General features: G+C 71.3%; 21 protein-coding genes. 17 read left to right on the top strand and 4 right to left on the bottom strand.

Annotated features, from left to right (window positions below; all coding sequences use genetic code 11):
* The first annotated feature begins 28 nt into the window (after positions 1-28).
* The 7 genes from rpsF (at position 29) to NP075_RS18845 (ending at position 2,918) form a co-directional block, all read left to right on the top strand.
* Positions 29-322, top strand: coding sequence for a 30S ribosomal protein S6 (rpsF, locus tag NP075_RS18875; protein WP_191783233.1), 294 nt, complete (start codon positions 29-31; stop codon positions 320-322).
* A 93-nt stretch (positions 323-415) separates the two neighbouring features.
* Positions 416-955, top strand: coding sequence for a single-stranded DNA-binding protein (locus NP075_RS18870; protein ID WP_227563635.1), 540 nt, complete (start codon positions 416-418; stop codon positions 953-955).
* 75 nt (positions 956-1,030) lie between these two features.
* A complete protein-coding gene (rpsR, locus tag NP075_RS18865) occupies positions 1,031-1,267 on the top strand; it encodes a 30S ribosomal protein S18 (protein ID WP_062101988.1) in 237 nt (78 codons plus the stop codon).
* A gap of 14 nt (positions 1,268-1,281) precedes the next feature.
* Positions 1,282-1,731, top strand: coding sequence for a 50S ribosomal protein L9 (rplI, locus tag NP075_RS18860; RefSeq protein ID WP_227563634.1), 450 nt, complete (start codon positions 1,282-1,284; stop codon positions 1,729-1,731).
* Between the two features lie 218 nt (positions 1,732-1,949).
* Positions 1,950-2,264: a hypothetical protein gene (locus tag NP075_RS18855; RefSeq protein WP_227563633.1), complete on the top strand. Its 315-nt coding sequence runs from the start codon at positions 1,950-1,952 to the stop codon at positions 2,262-2,264.
* A 135-nt stretch (positions 2,265-2,399) separates the two neighbouring features.
* Positions 2,400-2,606 carry a hypothetical protein gene (locus NP075_RS18850; protein WP_227563632.1) on the top strand — a complete coding sequence of 69 codons (207 nt, stop codon included), beginning with the start codon at positions 2,400-2,402 and terminating at the stop codon, positions 2,604-2,606.
* A 33-nt stretch (positions 2,607-2,639) separates the two neighbouring features.
* Positions 2,640-2,918: a hypothetical protein gene (locus tag NP075_RS18845; protein WP_227563631.1), complete on the top strand. Its 279-nt coding sequence runs from the start codon at positions 2,640-2,642 to the stop codon at positions 2,916-2,918.
* Between the two features lie 58 nt (positions 2,919-2,976).
* Here NP075_RS18845 and NP075_RS18840 read toward each other — a convergent pair whose 3' ends face one another.
* Positions 2,977-4,329 carry an MATE family efflux transporter gene (locus NP075_RS18840; RefSeq protein ID WP_227563630.1) on the bottom strand — a complete coding sequence of 451 codons (1,353 nt, stop codon included), beginning with the start codon at positions 4,327-4,329 and terminating at the stop codon, positions 2,977-2,979.
* A gap of 425 nt (positions 4,330-4,754) precedes the next feature.
* On the opposite strand from NP075_RS18840, the gene dnaB reads away from it, so the two are divergent.
* Positions 4,755-6,128 (top strand): replicative DNA helicase, encoded by a 1,374-nt coding sequence (gene dnaB, locus NP075_RS18835; RefSeq protein ID WP_227563678.1) that lies wholly within the window; start codon positions 4,755-4,757, stop codon positions 6,126-6,128.
* A 153-nt stretch (positions 6,129-6,281) separates the two neighbouring features.
* Here dnaB and NP075_RS18830 read toward each other — a convergent pair whose 3' ends face one another.
* Positions 6,282-6,689, bottom strand: coding sequence for a 2'-5' RNA ligase family protein (locus NP075_RS18830; protein ID WP_227563629.1), 408 nt, complete (start codon positions 6,687-6,689; stop codon positions 6,282-6,284).
* Between the two features lie 209 nt (positions 6,690-6,898).
* On the opposite strand from NP075_RS18830, the gene NP075_RS18825 reads away from it, so the two are divergent.
* The 3 genes from NP075_RS18825 (at position 6,899) to NP075_RS18815 (ending at position 9,186) form a co-directional block, all read left to right on the top strand.
* Entirely contained in the window at positions 6,899-7,681 is a 783-nt protein-coding gene (locus NP075_RS18825; protein WP_227563628.1) for a GNAT family N-acetyltransferase, read from the top strand.
* 305 nt (positions 7,682-7,986) lie between these two features.
* On the top strand, positions 7,987-8,526 hold the full coding sequence (locus tag NP075_RS18820; protein ID WP_227563627.1) for a uridine kinase family protein: 540 nt from the start codon (positions 7,987-7,989) through the stop codon (positions 8,524-8,526).
* Positions 8,527-8,880: 354 nt separating this feature from the next.
* Positions 8,881-9,186, top strand: a complete 306-nt coding sequence (locus NP075_RS18815) for a GIY-YIG nuclease family protein (protein WP_227563626.1) — start codon at positions 8,881-8,883, stop codon at positions 9,184-9,186.
* A gap of 110 nt (positions 9,187-9,296) precedes the next feature.
* Here NP075_RS18815 and NP075_RS18810 read toward each other — a convergent pair whose 3' ends face one another.
* Positions 9,297-9,860 (bottom strand): DUF6959 family protein, encoded by a 564-nt coding sequence (locus NP075_RS18810; protein WP_227563624.1) that lies wholly within the window; start codon positions 9,858-9,860, stop codon positions 9,297-9,299.
* 461 nt (positions 9,861-10,321) lie between these two features.
* Between NP075_RS18810 and NP075_RS18805 the strand changes: the two genes are divergently transcribed.
* On the top strand, positions 10,322-11,089 hold the full coding sequence (locus tag NP075_RS18805) for a hypothetical protein (RefSeq protein WP_227563623.1): 768 nt from the start codon (positions 10,322-10,324) through the stop codon (positions 11,087-11,089).
* A gap of 343 nt (positions 11,090-11,432) precedes the next feature.
* Here the strand turns inward: NP075_RS18805 and NP075_RS18800 are convergent, their stop codons facing one another.
* Positions 11,433-11,636 (bottom strand): hypothetical protein, encoded by a 204-nt coding sequence (locus NP075_RS18800; protein ID WP_207340015.1) that lies wholly within the window; start codon positions 11,634-11,636, stop codon positions 11,433-11,435.
* Between the two features lie 221 nt (positions 11,637-11,857).
* Between NP075_RS18800 and NP075_RS18795 the strand changes: the two genes are divergently transcribed.
* The 5 genes from NP075_RS18795 (at position 11,858) to NP075_RS18775 (ending at position 16,573) form a co-directional block, all read left to right on the top strand.
* On the top strand, positions 11,858-13,174 hold the full coding sequence (locus NP075_RS18795; RefSeq protein WP_227563621.1) for an MFS transporter: 1,317 nt from the start codon (positions 11,858-11,860) through the stop codon (positions 13,172-13,174).
* 236 nt (positions 13,175-13,410) lie between these two features.
* Complete coding sequence (locus tag NP075_RS18790) at positions 13,411-14,175, top strand: SDR family oxidoreductase (RefSeq protein ID WP_227563620.1); 765 nt, start codon at positions 13,411-13,413, stop codon at positions 14,173-14,175.
* A 10-nt stretch (positions 14,176-14,185) separates the two neighbouring features.
* Positions 14,186-14,818: a TetR/AcrR family transcriptional regulator gene (locus NP075_RS18785; protein ID WP_227563618.1), complete on the top strand. Its 633-nt coding sequence runs from the start codon at positions 14,186-14,188 to the stop codon at positions 14,816-14,818.
* 5 nt (positions 14,819-14,823) lie between these two features.
* Positions 14,824-15,804 (top strand): NADPH:quinone oxidoreductase family protein, encoded by a 981-nt coding sequence (locus NP075_RS18780; protein ID WP_227563617.1) that lies wholly within the window; start codon positions 14,824-14,826, stop codon positions 15,802-15,804.
* 37 nt (positions 15,805-15,841) lie between these two features.
* Positions 15,842-16,573, top strand: coding sequence for a glucose 1-dehydrogenase (locus NP075_RS18775; protein ID WP_227563616.1), 732 nt, complete (start codon positions 15,842-15,844; stop codon positions 16,571-16,573).
* Positions 16,574-16,583 lie beyond the last annotated feature (10 nt).

Genomic DNA, 16,583 nt, shown 5'->3' with positions numbered 1-16,583 from the left:
GTGACCGCGAAGACCAGAGGAGGTGGGTATGAGCCTGCGTCAGTACGAGATCATGATCATCCTCGACCCCGAGATCGAGGAGCGCACCGTCGCCCCGTCGCTCGACAAGTACCTGACGGTCGTCAAGACCGACGGTGGGACTGTCGACAAGGTGGACGTGTGGGGCCGTCGTCGCCTCGCGTACGACATCCAGAAGAAGGCCGAGGGCATCTACGCCGTCGTCGACTTCACCGCGTCGCCCGCCACGGCCAAGGAGCTGGACCGTCAGCTCGGCCTCAACGAGGTCGTCCTGCGTACGAAGGTCCTGCGCCGCGAGGCCTGAGACCTGCGTGTCGGTGCCCGTCGCTAGCGTCGGGCCCCAGCATCCGCGGCACCACGCCGCAGCCGAACCTTCCGAACGAGCGAGGAGGCCGTCATGGCCGGCGAGACCACCATCACGGTGATCGGGAACCTGACCGGGGACCCGGAGCTGCGCTTCACCCCGTCCGGTGCCGCGGTCGCGAACTTCACGGTCGCGTCCACGCCCCGCACGTTCGACCGCCAGTCCAACGAGTGGAAGGACGGCGAGACGCTGTTCCTCCGCTGCTCGATCTGGCGTGAGGCGGCCGAGTCCGTCGCCGAGTCCCTCACCAAGGGCACCCGCGTCATCGTGCAGGGCCGGCTCTCGCAGCGGTCGTACGAGACCCGCGAGGGCGAGAAGCGCACCGTGTACGAGCTGCAGGTCGACGAGGTCGGCCCGTCGCTGCGGTACGCGACCGCCAAGGTCACCCGGACCCAGCGCTCCGGCGGTGGCAACTTCGGTGGCGGTGGCAGCGGCGGTGGTGGCGGCGGCTTCGGCGGTGGCGGCTTCAGCGGCGGTGGCTCGTCCTCCGGCGGCGGCCAGACCGACGACCCGTGGGCGACGCCCGCGGGTGGTGGGTCCGGCGGCGGCTACTCCGACGAGCCCCCGTTCTGATCGGCGCCTCGCACACCTGAACTCTCATCCCCGAGCACGGCAACGCTCGGGGCTCCATAGACAAGGAGCACCGCGATGGCCAAGCCCGTCGTCCGCAAGCCCAAGAAGAAGCAGAACCCCCTCAAGGCCGCCAAGATCGACACGGTCGACTACAAGGACACGGCTCTGCTCCGCAAGTTCATCTCCGACCGCGGGAAGATCCGCGCGCGCCGAGTGACGGGCGTCTCCGTGCAGGAGCAGCGCCAGATCGCCCGTGCCGTCAAGAACGCACGCGAGATGGCTCTCCTGCCGTACTCGTCGTCGGCTCGCTGAGAAAGGACTGACCCATGGCGAAGATCATCCTGACCCACGAGGTCACCGGTCTCGGTGCACCTGGCGACATCGTCGAGGTGAAGGACGGGTACGCCCGTAACTACCTCATCCCGCGCAGCCTGGCCACGCCGTGGACCAAGGGTGCCGAGAAGGACGTGTCCGCGATCCGTCGTGCCCGCAAGGCCCGCGAGATCGCCACGCTCGACGACGCGAAGGCCGTGCGGGACTCCCTGCAGGCCAACCCCGTCACCGTCTCGGCCAAGTCCGGCGAGTCGGGTCGTCTGTTCGGTGCCGTCACGACGGCCGAGATCGCTGCCGCGATCAAGGCCGCCGGTGCCCCGGCCGTCGACAAGCGCAAGATCGAGGTCGCCCAGGCGATCAAGTCGACCGGCGAGTACACGGTGAAGGTCCGCCTGCACCCCGAGGTGTCGGCGGACGTGACCGTCAAGGTCGTGTCCGTCTGACCTGACTCGCTGCACGCGAGCTCGCGAGGCCCCGTACCGGTGATCCGGTGCGGGGCCTCGTCGTTCCACCGGTGCCCCCACGGGGTGAGGAGCGCGTCGGCCGGCCTCGTCCTTTCGATGGAGGGCCGGTCGTCCTGGAGGGGGTCGGCAGACGTCGGCCGGCTGCGTAGCGTCGGGAGCACGACGCGGGAGGGCCGCGACGGCACCGGGAGACGCAGATGAGCATCAGGCAGAGCTGGACGCGGGGCGAGCCCTGGCCGCCTGCCGTGCAGGTGGCGGCGAGCGTGGCGCTCGGCGTCGTCGTGGTCGTCATGGGCGTCCTGCGGGTGGGTCACGACCTGCCCATGGCCGTGGCGCTGATGACGATGGGGGTCGCGTCCCTGTCGCACGCCGTCATGCAGGTGTGGCGCGGCCGCGGGGCCGGTGCGGACGGCGCTGCCGTCGAGGCGGGCGACCGTCGCAGCGACCGGGACCTCGAGCCGGACGAGCTGACCCGGGCGTCGTCGGGCCGCGCCCTGGTCCTCAGCCGGTGAGCGGCGGCCCGCGCGACGTGGCCACAGGCTCGTTCTCGAGGCTGACCCCGTAGTTCGTCCCCGGGGCGGTGTCCCGGTCCCGGTGCTTCTCGTAGCGTCGTCATCATCCACGTACCCCCGACACCAGGAGACGAGATGACCGACCAGCGCCCCACCACCCGCCCCGCCCTCGCCGCCCTGTGGGCGGCCGCCTCCGCGATCGGGTTCGTCCTCCTGCTGCTGGGGCTCCGTGACGAGAGCGTCGTGGGGACGGCCCTCGTGGCGGGCGCGATCACGTGCTTCGTCGTCGCCGCAGGGGCCGTCGCCGCGGCTCGCGGTCGCCGCGTCCCGGTGCGAGGCTGACGGTCCCGTGACCGATGTCGAGGAGCGCACCGCATGACTGACGAGCAGGACGAGGCCGAGCGCGCCGTCGACGAGGGTGCGCAGGCTCCCGGCGACGCCGAGTCGCGGACCGACACGCAGGACGGGGCGTTCCTCGCCCTCGGGCTGGTGTTCTTCGTCCTGGGGCTCTCCGGCGTCGCCGGCGGGGACAGCAGCCGCACGGTCTTCCTCGCCGTCGGTGTCGTCTTCATCGCGCTGGCCGCGTCCCGGACGACGGCATCGCGTCGTGGCGGCCGCCGGGGTGGGCGCGGCGACGGATCGCCCGGCAGCTGACTGCCCCGCGGCTGACTGCCCCCGGCTGACTGCCCGCGGCTGACTTCCTGGCGGCGCGTCAGTCGCCCACGACCATCCAGGACGTCCCGCGTGCGCGCAGGCCCGTCGTGACGGCGCGCGCCGCCATGAAGAGGCCCGCGAAGGCGACCCACAGCCAGGCCAGCCCGGCGGCCCCCGACGGCGCCCACGCGTGCACCGCGAGGGCGGCCGGGACGTAGGCGACCAGCGTCGCGACCCCCGCCCAGGCGAGGAACCGGCCGTCACCGGCTCCGATGAGCACGCCGTCGAGGACGAACACCCACCCGGCCATCGGGAGCGCGACGGCGGCGACCACGAGGCCGGCGACGGCCGCGCGCTGGACGTCGGCGTCGGGGGTGAAGACCCGGACGTACACCGGCGCCAGCAGCCCGATCAGCAGGCCCATCACCGCGCCGGCGCCGACGCCCCACTGCAGCGTGCGGCGCAGCACCGCGCGGGTGCGGGCGACGTCCCGGGCGCCGAGCGCGTGCCCGACGAGCGCCTGCGCGGCGATCGCGAGGGCGTCGAGCGCGAAGGCGGTGAGGCCCCACACGGCGTTGACGACCTGGTGGCCGGCGAGGGCGGTCGCCCCCAGCCCGGTGGCCGTCCAGACGGTCAGCAGGATGGCCAGCCGCAGGGACGCCGTGCGGACCAGCAGCGGGACGCCGGCGCGCGCGTTGGCCCAGATGCCGCCCGCGGCGGGGGTCAGGCGCGCTCCGGTGCCCCGCGCGCCCCGCACGACCACGACGACGAGCCACGCCGCCATGCCGAGCTGCGCGAGCGCGGTCCCCAGGCCCGAGCCCGCGATGCCGAGCCCGGCACCGTAGATGAGCACGGCGTTCAGGGCGGCGTTGGCCACCGCGCCCGACGCGGCGACGACCAGCGGCGTGCGCGTGTCCTGCAGGCCGCGCAGCGCGCCCGTGGCGGCCAGGACGAGCAGCATGCCGGGCAGCCCGGGCACGGACCAGCGCAGGTAGCTGACGGCCTGCGTCGCGACCGCCCCGTCGGCGCCCAGCGCGCCGAGGAGCCAGGGTGCGGCGGCCCACGTCGCGGCCGCCAGCACGAGACCGAGGCCGAGGGCGAGCCACATGCCGTCGACGCCCGTCTGCAGCGCGCTCCGCAGGTCCCCGGCGCCGAGGCGGCGTGCGACGGCGGCGGTGGTGGCGTAGGCGAGGAAGACGCACAGACCGACGACCGTGACGAGGACGGTCGACGCGAGCGCGAGCCCCGCGAGGGCGTCGGTGCCCAGGTGCCCGACCATCGCGGAGTCGACGAGGACGAACAGCGGCTCGGCCACCAGGGCGCCCAGCGCGGGGACGGCGAGGGCGAGGATCTGGCGGTCGACGCCCGCGGGCCGGTCGGGGTGACGCGGTGGGGGATGCGCGGGAGCCACGGGGTCGTCGCGGTGTCCCCCGGACGGCCCAACGGGGCCGGGCGTGCCAGGGGAGGACGAGTCCGGGGTGTCCGAGGGCCGGTTCAGACGTCCACCAGGTGAACAGCGCAGGAATGTTCCTCGTTCCACAGCACGTGTACAGCGTAAGTGCCGGTCGGACGGCCTGCCGGGCGTCGTCACCCGCTCTGTCCACAGGTGTGTCCCCAACCTGTGCACACAGGGCCGAAGGGCTTGTCCACAGGCCGTCCACCGGTCCGTGCACACACCCGTTTGGGTCCCGGCGGTTCGCCGCCTAACCTCGCGAGGGCAGGTCCCCGGTGGGCGTCGACGTCCGTCAGGGACGCTCGAGGGGTGACTGTCAGAGGGTCCCGGTAGAACACGTGTTCGGCGGGGTGGGGACGAGCAGGAGCAGGTGACAGGTGACCATCGAGGACCTCCAGTACGGCGCGCCGCCGGACAGCGGGCGCAGCAGCGGCGGCGGCTTCGACCGCACCCCGCCGCAGGACCTCGAGGCCGAGCGTTCCGTGCTCGGCGGCATGCTGATCAGCAAGGACGCCATCGCCGACGTCATCGAGCAGATCAAGGGCACGGACTTCTACCGCCCGGCTCACGAGGCGATCTACGACGCGATCCTCGACCTGTACGGCCGCGGGGAGCCCGCCGACGCGATCACCGTCGCCGACGAGCTGACCAAGCGCGGCGAGATGGCCCGCGTCGGCGGTGCCGCGTACCTGCACACGCTCATCGCGGCTGTCCCGACCGCGGCCAACGCGGGCTTCTACGCGCGGATCGTGCGGGAGCGGGCCATCCTGCGCAAGCTCGTCGAGGCCGGCACCCGCATCGTGCAGCTCGGCTACGCGACCGACGGCGGCGACGTCGACGAGCTCGTCAACAACGCCCAGGCCGAGGTGTACGCCGTCACGGAGCGGCGCGCGTCCGAGGACTACCTGCCGCTGTCCGAGGTCATCGGCGGCACGGTCGACGAGATCGAGCGTGCCGGGCACCGTGGCGAGGGCATGATCGGCGTGCCGACCGGGTTCGCGGACCTCGACCGGCTGACGAACGGGCTGCACCCGGGGCAGATGATCGTGGTGGCGGCGCGTCCGGCAATTGGCAAAAGTACCCTGGGAATCGACATTGTCCGTTCTGCGGCCATCAAGAACAACCAGGCCGCAGTTGTCTTCTCCCTCGAGATGAGCCGCAACGAGATCACGATGCGTCTGCTCTCGGCCGAGGCGCGCGTGCACCTGCAGAAACTGCGCACGGGCGCGATGGGCGAGGACGACTGGGCCAAGATCGCCGCGACCATGGGCCGCATCAGCGAGGCCCCGCTGTTCATCGACGACTCGCCAAACATGTCGCTCATGGAGATCCGCGCCAAGTGCCGGCGCCTCAAGCAGCGCCACGACCTCAAGCTCGTCGTCATCGACTACCTCCAGCTGATGACGTCCGGCAAGCGCGTCGAGTCCCGCCAGCAGGAGGTCTCGGAGTTCTCGCGTGCGCTCAAGCTGCTCGCCAAGGAGCTCGAGGTCCCGGTGATCGCGATCTCGCAGCTGAACCGTGGTCCCGAGCAGCGCACCGACAAGCGGCCCGCGATGAGCGACCTGCGTGAGTCCGGCTCCATCGAGCAGGACGCCGACATGGTCATTCTTCTGCATCGTGAAGACGCCTATGAGAAGGAGTCTCCGCGCGCCGGTGAGGCTGATCTGATCGTTGCCAAGCACCGTAACGGCCCGACCGACACCATCACCGTGGCATTCCAGGGGCACTACTCGCGGTTCGTGGACATGCAGATGTAGGTGCGTTGCGTTGCGTTTATTGTTGTCGAGATGCAAGATAGTTTGACTAGACGGCGTCGATAGTCTGACCACCCAGTCGCGCGCCCCCCCCGACGACGACGAGGACGCCGGCACGCCCAGGGCTCGCTTGATTGGTAACGGTCGCGAGCGTGACTACCCGGTTCGAAGCGGATAGCGCTCAAGCACTTCCACGATGTCGTCCGACCACCAAGCGAGCGTCACCTCGTCTGCGGTCGCGCTGATGGGTAGTAGCTCCCTCAGGATCGCCACGTCGGTCTCGGGGAGTGCCTCGCCGATGGACAGGTGAGGCACGACCTCGTCGAACATCCCGCCGTACGGCGGCCACTGCGGAAAGGCCGCGGAGAAGATCTCCGTGAGCCGGATGAACGGCGCGCCAGGGTCGGGCACCAGGTACGTGAGTCCGCCGGCGAAGCGGCCGACCGCGGAGAGCTTGAAGCCAAATGCTCGGACGGGAGCCAGGAGCTCGCGGATGGTGCCGACGAGGGTTTCATCGACTCGGACCGATCGACGAACGGTCCGAGCAACGTGACGTGGGGGCACACGGGCGCGACCTCGAGCCGCGCAGCGATCGACTCCAGCACTGGAACGGGAACCTGGATCACCGTGTGCCCCATGCCCACCAGTCTGCCCATGAAGGCGCGGATGGACCGACGCAGCTTGCTGGCGGACCTGTCCGGACGACTGGGCCGTCAACGCACGACGCCTGACGCCGGTCAATCTGTCCTGCATTTCCACACCAGAATGGGCCGATGGACTTGAGCCCCGGCGAACACGCCGTGTACCACCGCAGCCGCCTGGCCTTCGGCGCGGCCACAGCAGCGGGTCTGCCGGGACGCTTCGAGGCATTCGAGCTCGGGGGCCTACGGGCGCTGCTGACCAACTCGCCCGGGCTGGGGTTCCTGAACTCGGTGACCGGGGCGAACGCGCGGACGGTTGCAGCTCTTCGGGATGTCGTTGCAGTCTTCACGGCCGCCGGTGCTCCGCTACCCGCGGTGGTGGGTACCTCAGGCGATCTCCCCTCGGCTGAGCGGCTGAGCGATCTTCGTGCGGCCCCCGGCCCTGTCCGACCGATCGCGGTGCTCGATCCGAGAAGCCGTGACGAACGTGTCGTCCCGAGCGACCACCTGCAGGTGCGACCGGCGGTGGGCGAGGACCTGGCGACCTTCTTCGAGGTGCTCTCCGCCGGCTACGCGGCACCGGTCGACGTTGACCGGTTCCTCGTCGCCGAACACTCGGACCCGAAGGTGCTGCGTTTCATGGCCTGGAAGGAAGACCGGCCCGTGGCAGCGGCGGCGATGTCATTGCACGACGACGTGGCGGTTCTGGGAGGAGCGGCGACCCTGCCGACCCACAGAAGCTGCGGAGCGCAGACCGCACTGCTGCACAGCCGCCTCGCCGCAGCAGCAGCCGCCGGTGCCCGCGGCGCTGTGGCGACTGCGGCCCCGGGCTCTCCCAGCGTCCGCAACCTGGCCCGCAATGGCTTCACCGTGCACCTACGCCGCAGTTGGCTCCTCGCTCCCGCCGAGGTGTGAGCTCCGGGACAGTTCGACCGACCCCGAGCGTCGTACTTTGACCGCTCGTGCCGCTGTCGAGATGCACGACACCTTGACTCCCTGGGGTCGGTAGTCTGACTAGCTGCTGCGCGGCACGCCCGGCCTCGTCGTATGCGGGCTGCGCGGCTGCGGCGGATGCCGGATCACGGAAACGCGCGTTGCGCGGACCGGGCGCGCGAACCCGTCAGTCGATCGGTGCGCTCGTCGCCGCTGGTAGGACCAGGCCGCCGCTTCAACCGATAGGAGCTCAGTGGGAGACGGCGCGGCAGCGGAGCTCCACGCGCTTGTCGCCGCCGCGCCCCGCCGTCCCGTCCTGGTCGGTATCGACGGTCAGGGCGGGCAAGTCCACGTTCGCCCGAGCTGTCGTCCCTCTGCTCGCCGGTGCAGTCGTCGTCGAGGGTGATGACTTCTACCGCGACATGGACAGCTGCACGCGTGCCGCGCTGTCTTCCGCTGCCGGTGTGCAGCGGTACTTCGACTGGCAGCGGCTGCGGAGCGAGGTTCTCGAGCCTGTACGCCGAGGCGACCCGACGCTGCGCTACCAGAGATACGACTGGGTACTCGAGGAGATGGGCGGGTGGGTCGAGATGCCCATGCCTGATGTCGTCCTCGTCGAGGGCGTGTACACCCTGCGGCCTCAGCTTCTCGACCTCGTCGACATCGCGGTGTGGGTGGACGCATCTGCGGAGACCCGCCTGCAGCGCCAGGTCGAACGCGGCGAGAACGCCGATGAGTGGATTGCTCGGTGGGTCGCTGCGGAGGACCACTATGTGGCTACCTACGACCCCCGTTCTGCGGCGGCCATGCGCGTCCTGGGCGCCTGACCACAGCCACCGCCGTACGGCGGCCGCTGCGGGAAGGTCGCGGTGAGGATCTCCCTGAGCCCCGTCACCACCAGGCTGCCCATGACGGCGCGGATGAACCGACGTAGTTTGCCCGCACACCCCTCCGGACGGCTGGACGGTCAAAGTACGACGCCTGACGCCGGTCGATCTGTCCTGCATCTCGACACCTACTTTGAAAATCCGCGACAGGTTCATTAAGTACGGCGCGCGCGAACTAATTGGCAGCCCGCGGCATGCTGTCCGTACGGGGGACGGGCAAGCGGACGTGGCGTCGGGACCGTCGGCCATGACGGGCCACCCTTGGCTCGACGAGGAGCCCGGAGAGCCGGACCGGTGACCCGCCGCCTGGAGCCGATGGACCGAGTGCGCGAGCTCGGGGACGCCTCGGTGCCGTTCACGTTCGACGTGCACGCCCTCTTCTTCTCCGAGGACGCGTTCGGCATCGAAGCGATGCTGCACCGGCACTTCGCAGACCAGCGTGTCAACCGCATCAACACCCGCCGGGAATTCTTCTACGCCACCCCCGAACAGGTGCTCGAGGTGCTTCGCGAGCACAAGGTCGCCCTGGTCGAGTACACGACCGAGGCCGCCGCCGAGGAGTTCCGCGCCAGCCGGGAACTTGCCGCCGCGGGGGCGTGAGCGGCTGGTTCCATCATCCGCTCGGGATCACCGTAGGCGGCGGCGCGACACCGCATCGAGTCTCGAAGCGTCCCAGATCGCACGCCTCCGGCGTCACGTCGTGCGTCGGGTCAGTACGGGAGCTCGTCGCGTCCCGCTGCCTGCATCATCTGTTCGTACCAGCGCAGCAGTTGAGCCGACCGTGGCCCGTCCACGTGACTGGAGAGCGTGTCTCCTTGAACGAAAAGGCCGGGGAACCTGCGGCCGGGTTGTTGCGCCAGCTGCGCGTTGCCTTGCCAGACCAATCGCTCGAGCGGCTCGAGCGGCCCACCGGTGGGATCCGCCCCTGCTACCCACCAGTCCACCGACACCACCGGGGACTCGAGCCGTTCCATCCGGGAGAGCACGTACTTCTCGATCGTCCCGGGAAGTCGGACACCGTGATCCTCGACGTAGTGCGTCAAGCCCTCCGGCCAGACCAGTACGCCGTCGGTGAACTCGGACGCGCCGTTGTGCTTCCCGCAGAACCGGCATGGGGACATGCCCATGCAGCCGCGCAGGTATGTTCCGGACCTGAAGTAGGCGCCGACCGCGTAACGGTCGTCCGCATCCCAGCTCTCATCGACGAGCTCACGAGGGTCGGGGTACTCGGGGTGCTCGTCGTTGCGCCAGTAACCAATCAGCCGCAGGTGCACAGGTCCCTCCCTCGCCGCGCGCCGTCGCGACGCGTCCTGGCGCGAGAATGTCACGGCCGGTGCGGTACTGCGGAGAAACTCGCGTGCGCGGTCGGACCGCTCCTCGTACTCCGCCCGCGTGACAAACGGCGTCGGAGGCGAGGTCTGGAGGATGGTCAGCCCGGGAGACTACCCGCCGGGCGGGTGGACCTCCGTCGCCTCACTGCTCCCCGACGCGGACTGGTTCTGGTGGTCACTTCAGCGGTTCTGCGTCCCTGACTGCTGTGGCCTGGCGCCTGCACCTATCGGCGAAGTCCGTCGCGTGGGCCTGCGGGTGGGGTGCCGAGCGGCAGCCTGGTCGGAATGGCGCCACGCGTTGACGTATCGCCGACGCACCGTGCCCGGATCGGCAGACTTTCCCGCGCCCAACGCGCCGACCGCACGCGAGCGGGTGGCCACGCGTGCGAGTGAGAAGATCCGCCATGGTCGATGGGACGGGTGAGCGGTACCTGCTCGACGATGCGTGGTTCCCGGTGACGCACGGCATCACGTTCCTCGCGGCGGATGCCGCGACGTGCGCGGACGTGCTCGTGTCCTGGCGTGGCCGTGCCACGACCGAGCTCACCGGCGGCGTCTTGCGCACGCGGCGTGTCGAGGGCGCGCTCCCGGAGCTGCTGGGCACCCTGCTGCCGCTGAGGACGGCGTACGTGACGCGCTACCTTCTGCTGCCGACCGCCGGTGCGCGCTGGACGGCCATGCTGGACAACTCGTGGCGCGGGAGCGAGGCGATCAGCGACGCGGGAGGGATGGCCGCGCAGCCGGGCGGCATGCGCGCGGTCGGCGTCGTGGACTCCCCGCAGACGTTCGACCGCCGGACCAGAACAGGGTGGTGGGGGGCACGCGGGGTCGCGGTGTTCGACCCGGATCCGAGCGCGAAGTGGGGTGTGCGCGGCTCGAGCGTGAAGGTGCAGGTGTCGGACACGGGTCACCGCTGGGAGCTCACCGAGCCGGACGAGGAGTGGCCGCTTCCCGACCCCCTGGACCGCGAGGCTCGACGCACGCAGGACAAGTTCTCCCGGGCGTCTCTCCTGCGCGTCGCGGACTCGCTCGGCATCCGCCTCCACGACGAGAGCTTCTACGCCCCGGACCGGTGGGGGGTGCTCGTCGAGCTGGTCGGCGGGCGTGGCGTGCCGGGCCGTGAGCGCACCCTCGCCCAGGCGCAGGCGCACGAGTTCCCGGAGGAACGCTGACGGACAGGGCACCACGCTGACAGACGGCTTCTACGCCGCACGGTGGCATCACTCGCCCGAGACGAGATCACGCAGCATCAGGCGCTGGCGATGCGTCGCCATGTCGGCACTCGTCAACCACGCCGTACTTTGACCGACCGCGGTGCACGACACCTCAGTGTTCGACGTGCGTCGCATCCCAACGATCCGTCTGTGTGCTGCATCTCGACATTGTTTGACTGAGGCGAGAATGAGCTGCCCGTGCGGCTCCTCCCGGGGCCACCAAGAGGCCACGAACGCGCGGAGCGCGTCGTGACCTCTTGGTGCATTCCGGCGTGATGACGGGAGCGGGTGGTACGAGCCCCTACCGCCGGCGGGAGCTTCCCCCACGCCCCCGCCAGCCGCCGTTCACCGGCGACGCGCCGCCGACTCCTCCCAGGTGCAGCGCGAGGAGGAACAGGCCGACGAACATCAGCGTCTGGGGGGTGAACGCGTCCCCGAGGTTCGCCTCGACGAGGTCGAGGAGCAGGGCGAGGGCGAAGATCGCGGCAGCGACGAGCGCGAGCATGGGCACTCCAGGGAAGGGGTCCGGCGGGCCAGCCGGAGGATCGGATGATTCGGGTGATTCGGGAGCAACCGGATCATGGCCCACGGTCACGACGACCGCTAGTGGAGAAGGGCTCCGAGATCGGAAGGACCCTGATGCGACCGTCACCGTCCAGCTCGCCGACGGCACCAGCACTGGGCCGCTACGCATCGACACGCTGTCGCGTGCGATAGACATCAGCGGTGACCGACGACCGACCGACGCAGACGATGACGCTGCGCGGCGTCCGCGGGTTCGGTCGGCTGTGGAGCGCCTCGACGGTCTCAGCGTTCGGCAGCTTCGTGACGACCTTCGCAGTGCCGTTCATCGTCGTGGACGCGCTGGACGGCGACGCCGTCGACGTCGGGCTGGTCAATGCGGCCCGCTGGGTGCCGTACCTCGTGTTCGGGCTGCTGGCCGGCGTGATGGTGGACCGGATGCGGCGCCGTCCGGTGCTGGTTGCCACCGACCTGCTGAGCGCGGTCGCGCTCGGAGCGATCCCTGCGCTGTCCATGACGGGGCACCTCGGCGTGGGGTGGCTCGTCGTCCTCATGGCCGTGTTCGGGCTGTGCACGCTGGTGGGTGATGCAGCGTTCCAGTCGTTCGTGCCCCGCGTCGTGCCGACCACGCTGCTGGGATCGGCACACGCCCGGCTCGATCAGTCGGATGCGGTCGCCCAGGTCAGCGGCCCTGCCCTCGCCGGCGGCCTCGTCCGCTTGTTGGGTGCGCCGCTCACGGTGCTCGTCGACGCCGTCAGCTATCTGGCGTCCGCGATCCTCCTGGCGACGGTCAAGGTTGACGAGCCCGCTGTGGAGCGGAGGTCGAACGCCCGGCTCCGCAGCATCGGGACCGAGATCCGGGAGGGTGTGCGCTGGGTCTACCGTCACCCGACGCTGCGTCCGCTCGCGCTGAGCACGCACGCGTGGTTCGCCTGCTCGGCCGTCGCGGGAGCGGTGATGGTGCCGTTCGCGTACAGGACGTTGCACCTGAGTGCGGGGACGCTCGGCCTGGCGCTCTCGGTTGCCGGGCTGGGGGCGCTGGTAGGCGCGTCCGTCGCGGTCCGGCTCGGACGACGGTTCGGTGCGGGCCGCGTCATCGTCGTCGCACGGTTCGGGACGGGGATCGCGTGGGGGCTCATGGCGCTCTCGCCCGTGGCGATGCACGAGGGGCCGGCCGCCGGCGGGTGGGGCGGTGGTCCGGCGTGGGTGGTGTTCGCACTGGGGCAGCTGCTGCTCGGGCTGTGCATGGGCGCGGAGAACACGAACGAGCTGGCGTACCGCCAGACCGCGACGCCGGACGCGCTGCAGGGCCGGATGAACGCCACGATGCGCTCGATCAACCGCGCGATGATCGTCGTGGCTGCGCCGCTGGGTGGTCTTCTCGGGGACGCCGCGGGGTACGGGGCGGCACTTGTCGTCGCGGGTGGGGCTCTGGTGGTCGCGACGGCCGTCACGGTCGGCTCCCGCTTGTGGGGCGCACGACTCGGTGACGCGTCCACATCGACGGCCGACGGCCTCTGAGCTGCACGACGCTCCGGGGCGTTCCCCGTAGCAGACGCGCAGGTGGGTGTCACCTGCTCGTGCTCAGCCCTGTGCCTCTCGAGCCGGAGATCGACTGGCGCGCCCCGAAGCTGTCGATGGCCCCCAGCGGGGAGCCATCACGGTGATGACCAGGTTGTCCTGGGCGTCGTGTACGCTCCCTCACGACACATACCGGACGGTCGGTCTGTGATCTGACCTCCACGGAGAGGCGTGCGATGCAGCGGTTCGAGGGCAGGGTCGCCCTGGTCACCGGCGCGAGCCGCGGCATCGGGTTCGCGATCGCCGAGCGGCTCCTCGCCGAGGGCGCGTCCGTGGTCCTCACGGGCCGCAAGCAGGACGCGCTCGACGCCGCCGTCGCCACCCTGTCGGCCCACCGCGGGGCCGAGCGGGTGCTGGGCGTCGCCGGGAAGGTCGACGACCCCGAGCACCGCACCGCGGCGATCGCCGCGACGGTCGAGCGGTTCGGGCGCCTCGACCACCTCGTGAACAACGCCGGCATCAACCCGGTCTACGGCCCGGCGCTGGAGATCGAGCTCGCGGCGGTGCACAAGATCCTCGCCGTCAACGTCGTCGCGGCCCTCGAGTGGACGCGCGACGCGGTCGCCGCCGGGCTCGGGACGGGCGAGGGGGCGTCGGTGCTCAGCACCGCGTCGGCCGCCGGGCTCACGGCCAGCCCCGGCATCGCGTTCTACGGCGTCTCCAAGGCCGGGCTCATGAACCTCACCAAGCAGCTCGCGGTCGAGCTCGCCCCGCGGGTCCGGGTCAACGCGGTGGCTCCCGCGGTCGTGCGGACCAGGCTCGGCGCCGCCCTCTACGAGGGTCGCGAGCAGGAGGTCGCCGCGCGCTATCCGCTGCGCCGGCTCGGCGAGCCCGTCGACGTCGCCGGCCCCGCGGCGTTCCTGCTGTCCGACGACGCCGGCTGGGTGACCGGTCAGACGCTCGTGATCGACGGTGGCGCCTCCGTGGCGCCGATGGGGTGAGGATGTGCGGATGAAGCAGACGAGCGTGGTGGACGACGTGACCCGGGCGGCGGTCGAGCTCTTCGCGTCCCGGGGGTACGCGAACACCTCCGTGCAGCAGGTGGTCGAGGCGGCAGGCGTGACCAAGGGCGCGCTGTACCACTACTTCCAGTCCAAGGACGACCTGCTGTTCGGCATCTACGAGCGTCTGCTGTCGCTCCAGACCGAGCACCTCAACGCGATCGTCGAGCGCGGCGAGCCGACCGCCGAGACCCTGCGCGCGGTGTGCGTCGACGTCATCGAGACGTCCGTCGACCACCTGCTCGAGGGCACCGTGTTCTTCCGCAGCGCGCACATGCTCTCGGCACCGCGCCAGCAGGAGGTCACCCGCCGCCGCCGCGCGTACCACGACACGTTCGCCGGCCTCATCGAGGCCGGTCAGGCCGAGGACCTCTACCGCACCGACGTCCCCGTCGCGGTGCTCGTCGCGCACTTCTTCTCGGACGTGCACTACCTCTCCCACTGGTACAGCCCCGAAGGCCCGGAGGACAAGACCGTGCTCGCGAACCAGCTCACCGACCTGTTCCTCGTCTCGATCTCGGCCGCGTCGGCCGGGTCAGCCCCTGCGGTCCGGCCGCACGCCGCCTCCGCGGTCGAGGGCTGACCGCCGTGCGCGCCTGGCACGTCACGGCCCACGGGGAGCCCGCGGACGTCCTGCGGCTCGTCGACCTCCCCGACCCCGTCGCGGGCGACGGGCAGGTGCTCGTGCGGGTGCGGGCGGTCGCCGTGAACTTCCCGGACGTGCTGCTCGCGCGCGGGGAGTACCAGGTGCGCCCGCCGCTGCCGTTCGTGCCCGGCATCGAGCTGTGCGGGGAGGTCCTCGCGGTCGGCGCCGGCGTCACGCACGTGGACGTCGGGCAGCGCGTCGTCGGCTCCCACATCGGGGTGCTCGCCGAGCTCGCGGTGCTCGACGCCCACGAGGTCTTCGCGGCGCCCGACGCGCTCGACGACGCCCAGGCGTCCGCCTTCACGATCGCCTACCAGACCGGGTGGTTCGGGCTGCACCGGCGTGCGGCGCTCCAGCGCGGGGAGACCCTGCTCGTGCACGCCGCGGCAGGCGGGGTCGGCACCGCGGCGGTCCAGCTCGGCGCCGCGGCCGGTGCCCGCGTCATCGGGGTCGTCGGGAGCGCCGCCAAGGCCGACGCCGCGCGCCGTGCCGGGGCGCACGTCGTCATCGACCGGTCCGTGCAGGACGTCGCGGACGCGGTGCGTGCCGAGACCGGCGGTGCCGGGGCCGACGTCGTGTACGACCCGGTCGGCGGGGACGCGTTCGTCGCGTCGACGAAGTCGGTCGCGTTCGAGGGGCGGATCGTCGTGGTCGGGTTCGCCGGCGGGACCATCCAGGACATCCGTGCCGCGCACCTGCTGGTGAAGAACTACACCGTGCACGGTCTGCACTGGGGGCTCTACGCGCGCACCCGCCCGGACCTCGTCACCGCCGCGCACGCCGAGCTGACGTGGCTCGCGGACGCCGGCGCCGTCGTGCCGCAGGTCAGCGACGTGGTCCCGTTCACCGACGCCGCCGACGCGGTCGCCCGGCTCGCCGCCGGGAGCACCACGGGCCGCCTCGTGGTCCGCGTCCAGGACTGACGCGACCGGGCTGGGACCGACTGCAGAGGGGACCACGATGACGCAGCTCGACGGACGTGTGGCCCTCGTCTCCGGCGGGGCCCGCGGCCTCGGTGCCGCGTACGTGCGAGCCCTGCACGGCTGCGGCGCGAGCGTCGTCGTCGCGGACCTGCTCGACGAGGAGGGGACCGCGCTCGCGGACGAGCTCGGGGAGCGCGCGCTGTACGTGCACCTCGACGTGACGTCGGAGAGCAGCTGGGCGCTCGCGGTGGAGGCCGCGGTCGGGCTCGGCGGGGTGGACGTGCTGGTCAACAACGCCGGGATCGCGAACGCCGGCCGGATCGAGCGGTACGGCCGGGAGAAGTGGGACGCCGTGATCGCGGTCAACCTCACGGGGACCTACCTCGGGGTGCGCGCGGTCGTGCCCGTCATGAAGGCGGCCCGGAGGGGGTCGATCATCAACATCTCCTCGGTCGAGGGGATGCGCGGCGACGCGGGTCTGCACGGGTACGTCGCGTCGAAGTTCGGGGTGCGCGGGCTCACCAAGTCCCTCGCGGTCGAGCTCGGTGCCGACGGGATCCGGGTCAACTCGGTGCACCCCGGCTTCGTGCTGACGCCGATGACGGAGCGGCTCGACGTGACGCTCCAGCGGATCCCGCTCGGGCGGCCCGCGGTGCCGGACGACGTCGTGGGCGCCGTGCTGTTCCTCGCCGGCGACGAGTCCGCGTACGTGACGGGCATCGAGCTCGTGGTCGACGGCGGCATGATCGCGGGCGTCCCGCACGCCTGACGGCGGTACC

It is taken from the genome of Cellulomonas wangsupingiae (assembly GCF_024508275.1).
GTDB lineage: Bacteria > Actinomycetota > Actinomycetes > Actinomycetales > Cellulomonadaceae > Cellulomonas > Cellulomonas wangsupingiae.
The sequence above is the reverse complement of the archived record's forward strand: the minus strand, read 5'-3'. Positions and strand labels throughout refer to the sequence as shown.

Coding starts and splice junctions, on each gene's coding strand:
- NP075_RS18805 (WP_227563623.1), top strand. CDS start 10,322: ATGGTCGATGGGACGGGTGAGCGGTACCTGCTCGACGATGCGTGGTTC.
- NP075_RS18800 (WP_207340015.1), bottom strand. CDS start 11,636: ATGCTCGCGCTCGTCGCTGCCGCGATCTTCGCCCTCGCCCTGCTCCTC.
- NP075_RS18790 (WP_227563620.1), top strand. CDS start 13,411: ATGCAGCGGTTCGAGGGCAGGGTCGCCCTGGTCACCGGCGCGAGCCGC.
- NP075_RS18850 (WP_227563632.1), top strand. CDS start 2,400: ATGACCGACCAGCGCCCCACCACCCGCCCCGCCCTCGCCGCCCTGTGG.
- rpsR (WP_062101988.1), top strand. CDS start 1,031: ATGGCCAAGCCCGTCGTCCGCAAGCCCAAGAAGAAGCAGAACCCCCTC.
- NP075_RS18855 (WP_227563633.1), top strand. CDS start 1,950: ATGAGCATCAGGCAGAGCTGGACGCGGGGCGAGCCCTGGCCGCCTGCC.
- NP075_RS18825 (WP_227563628.1), top strand. CDS start 6,899: ATGGACTTGAGCCCCGGCGAACACGCCGTGTACCACCGCAGCCGCCTG.
- NP075_RS18785 (WP_227563618.1), top strand. CDS start 14,186: ATGAAGCAGACGAGCGTGGTGGACGACGTGACCCGGGCGGCGGTCGAG.
- rpsF (WP_191783233.1), top strand. CDS start 29: ATGAGCCTGCGTCAGTACGAGATCATGATCATCCTCGACCCCGAGATC.
- NP075_RS18775 (WP_227563616.1), top strand. CDS start 15,842: ATGACGCAGCTCGACGGACGTGTGGCCCTCGTCTCCGGCGGGGCCCGC.
- rplI (WP_227563634.1), top strand. CDS start 1,282: ATGGCGAAGATCATCCTGACCCACGAGGTCACCGGTCTCGGTGCACCT.
- NP075_RS18870 (WP_227563635.1), top strand. CDS start 416: ATGGCCGGCGAGACCACCATCACGGTGATCGGGAACCTGACCGGGGAC.
- NP075_RS18845 (WP_227563631.1), top strand. CDS start 2,640: ATGACTGACGAGCAGGACGAGGCCGAGCGCGCCGTCGACGAGGGTGCG.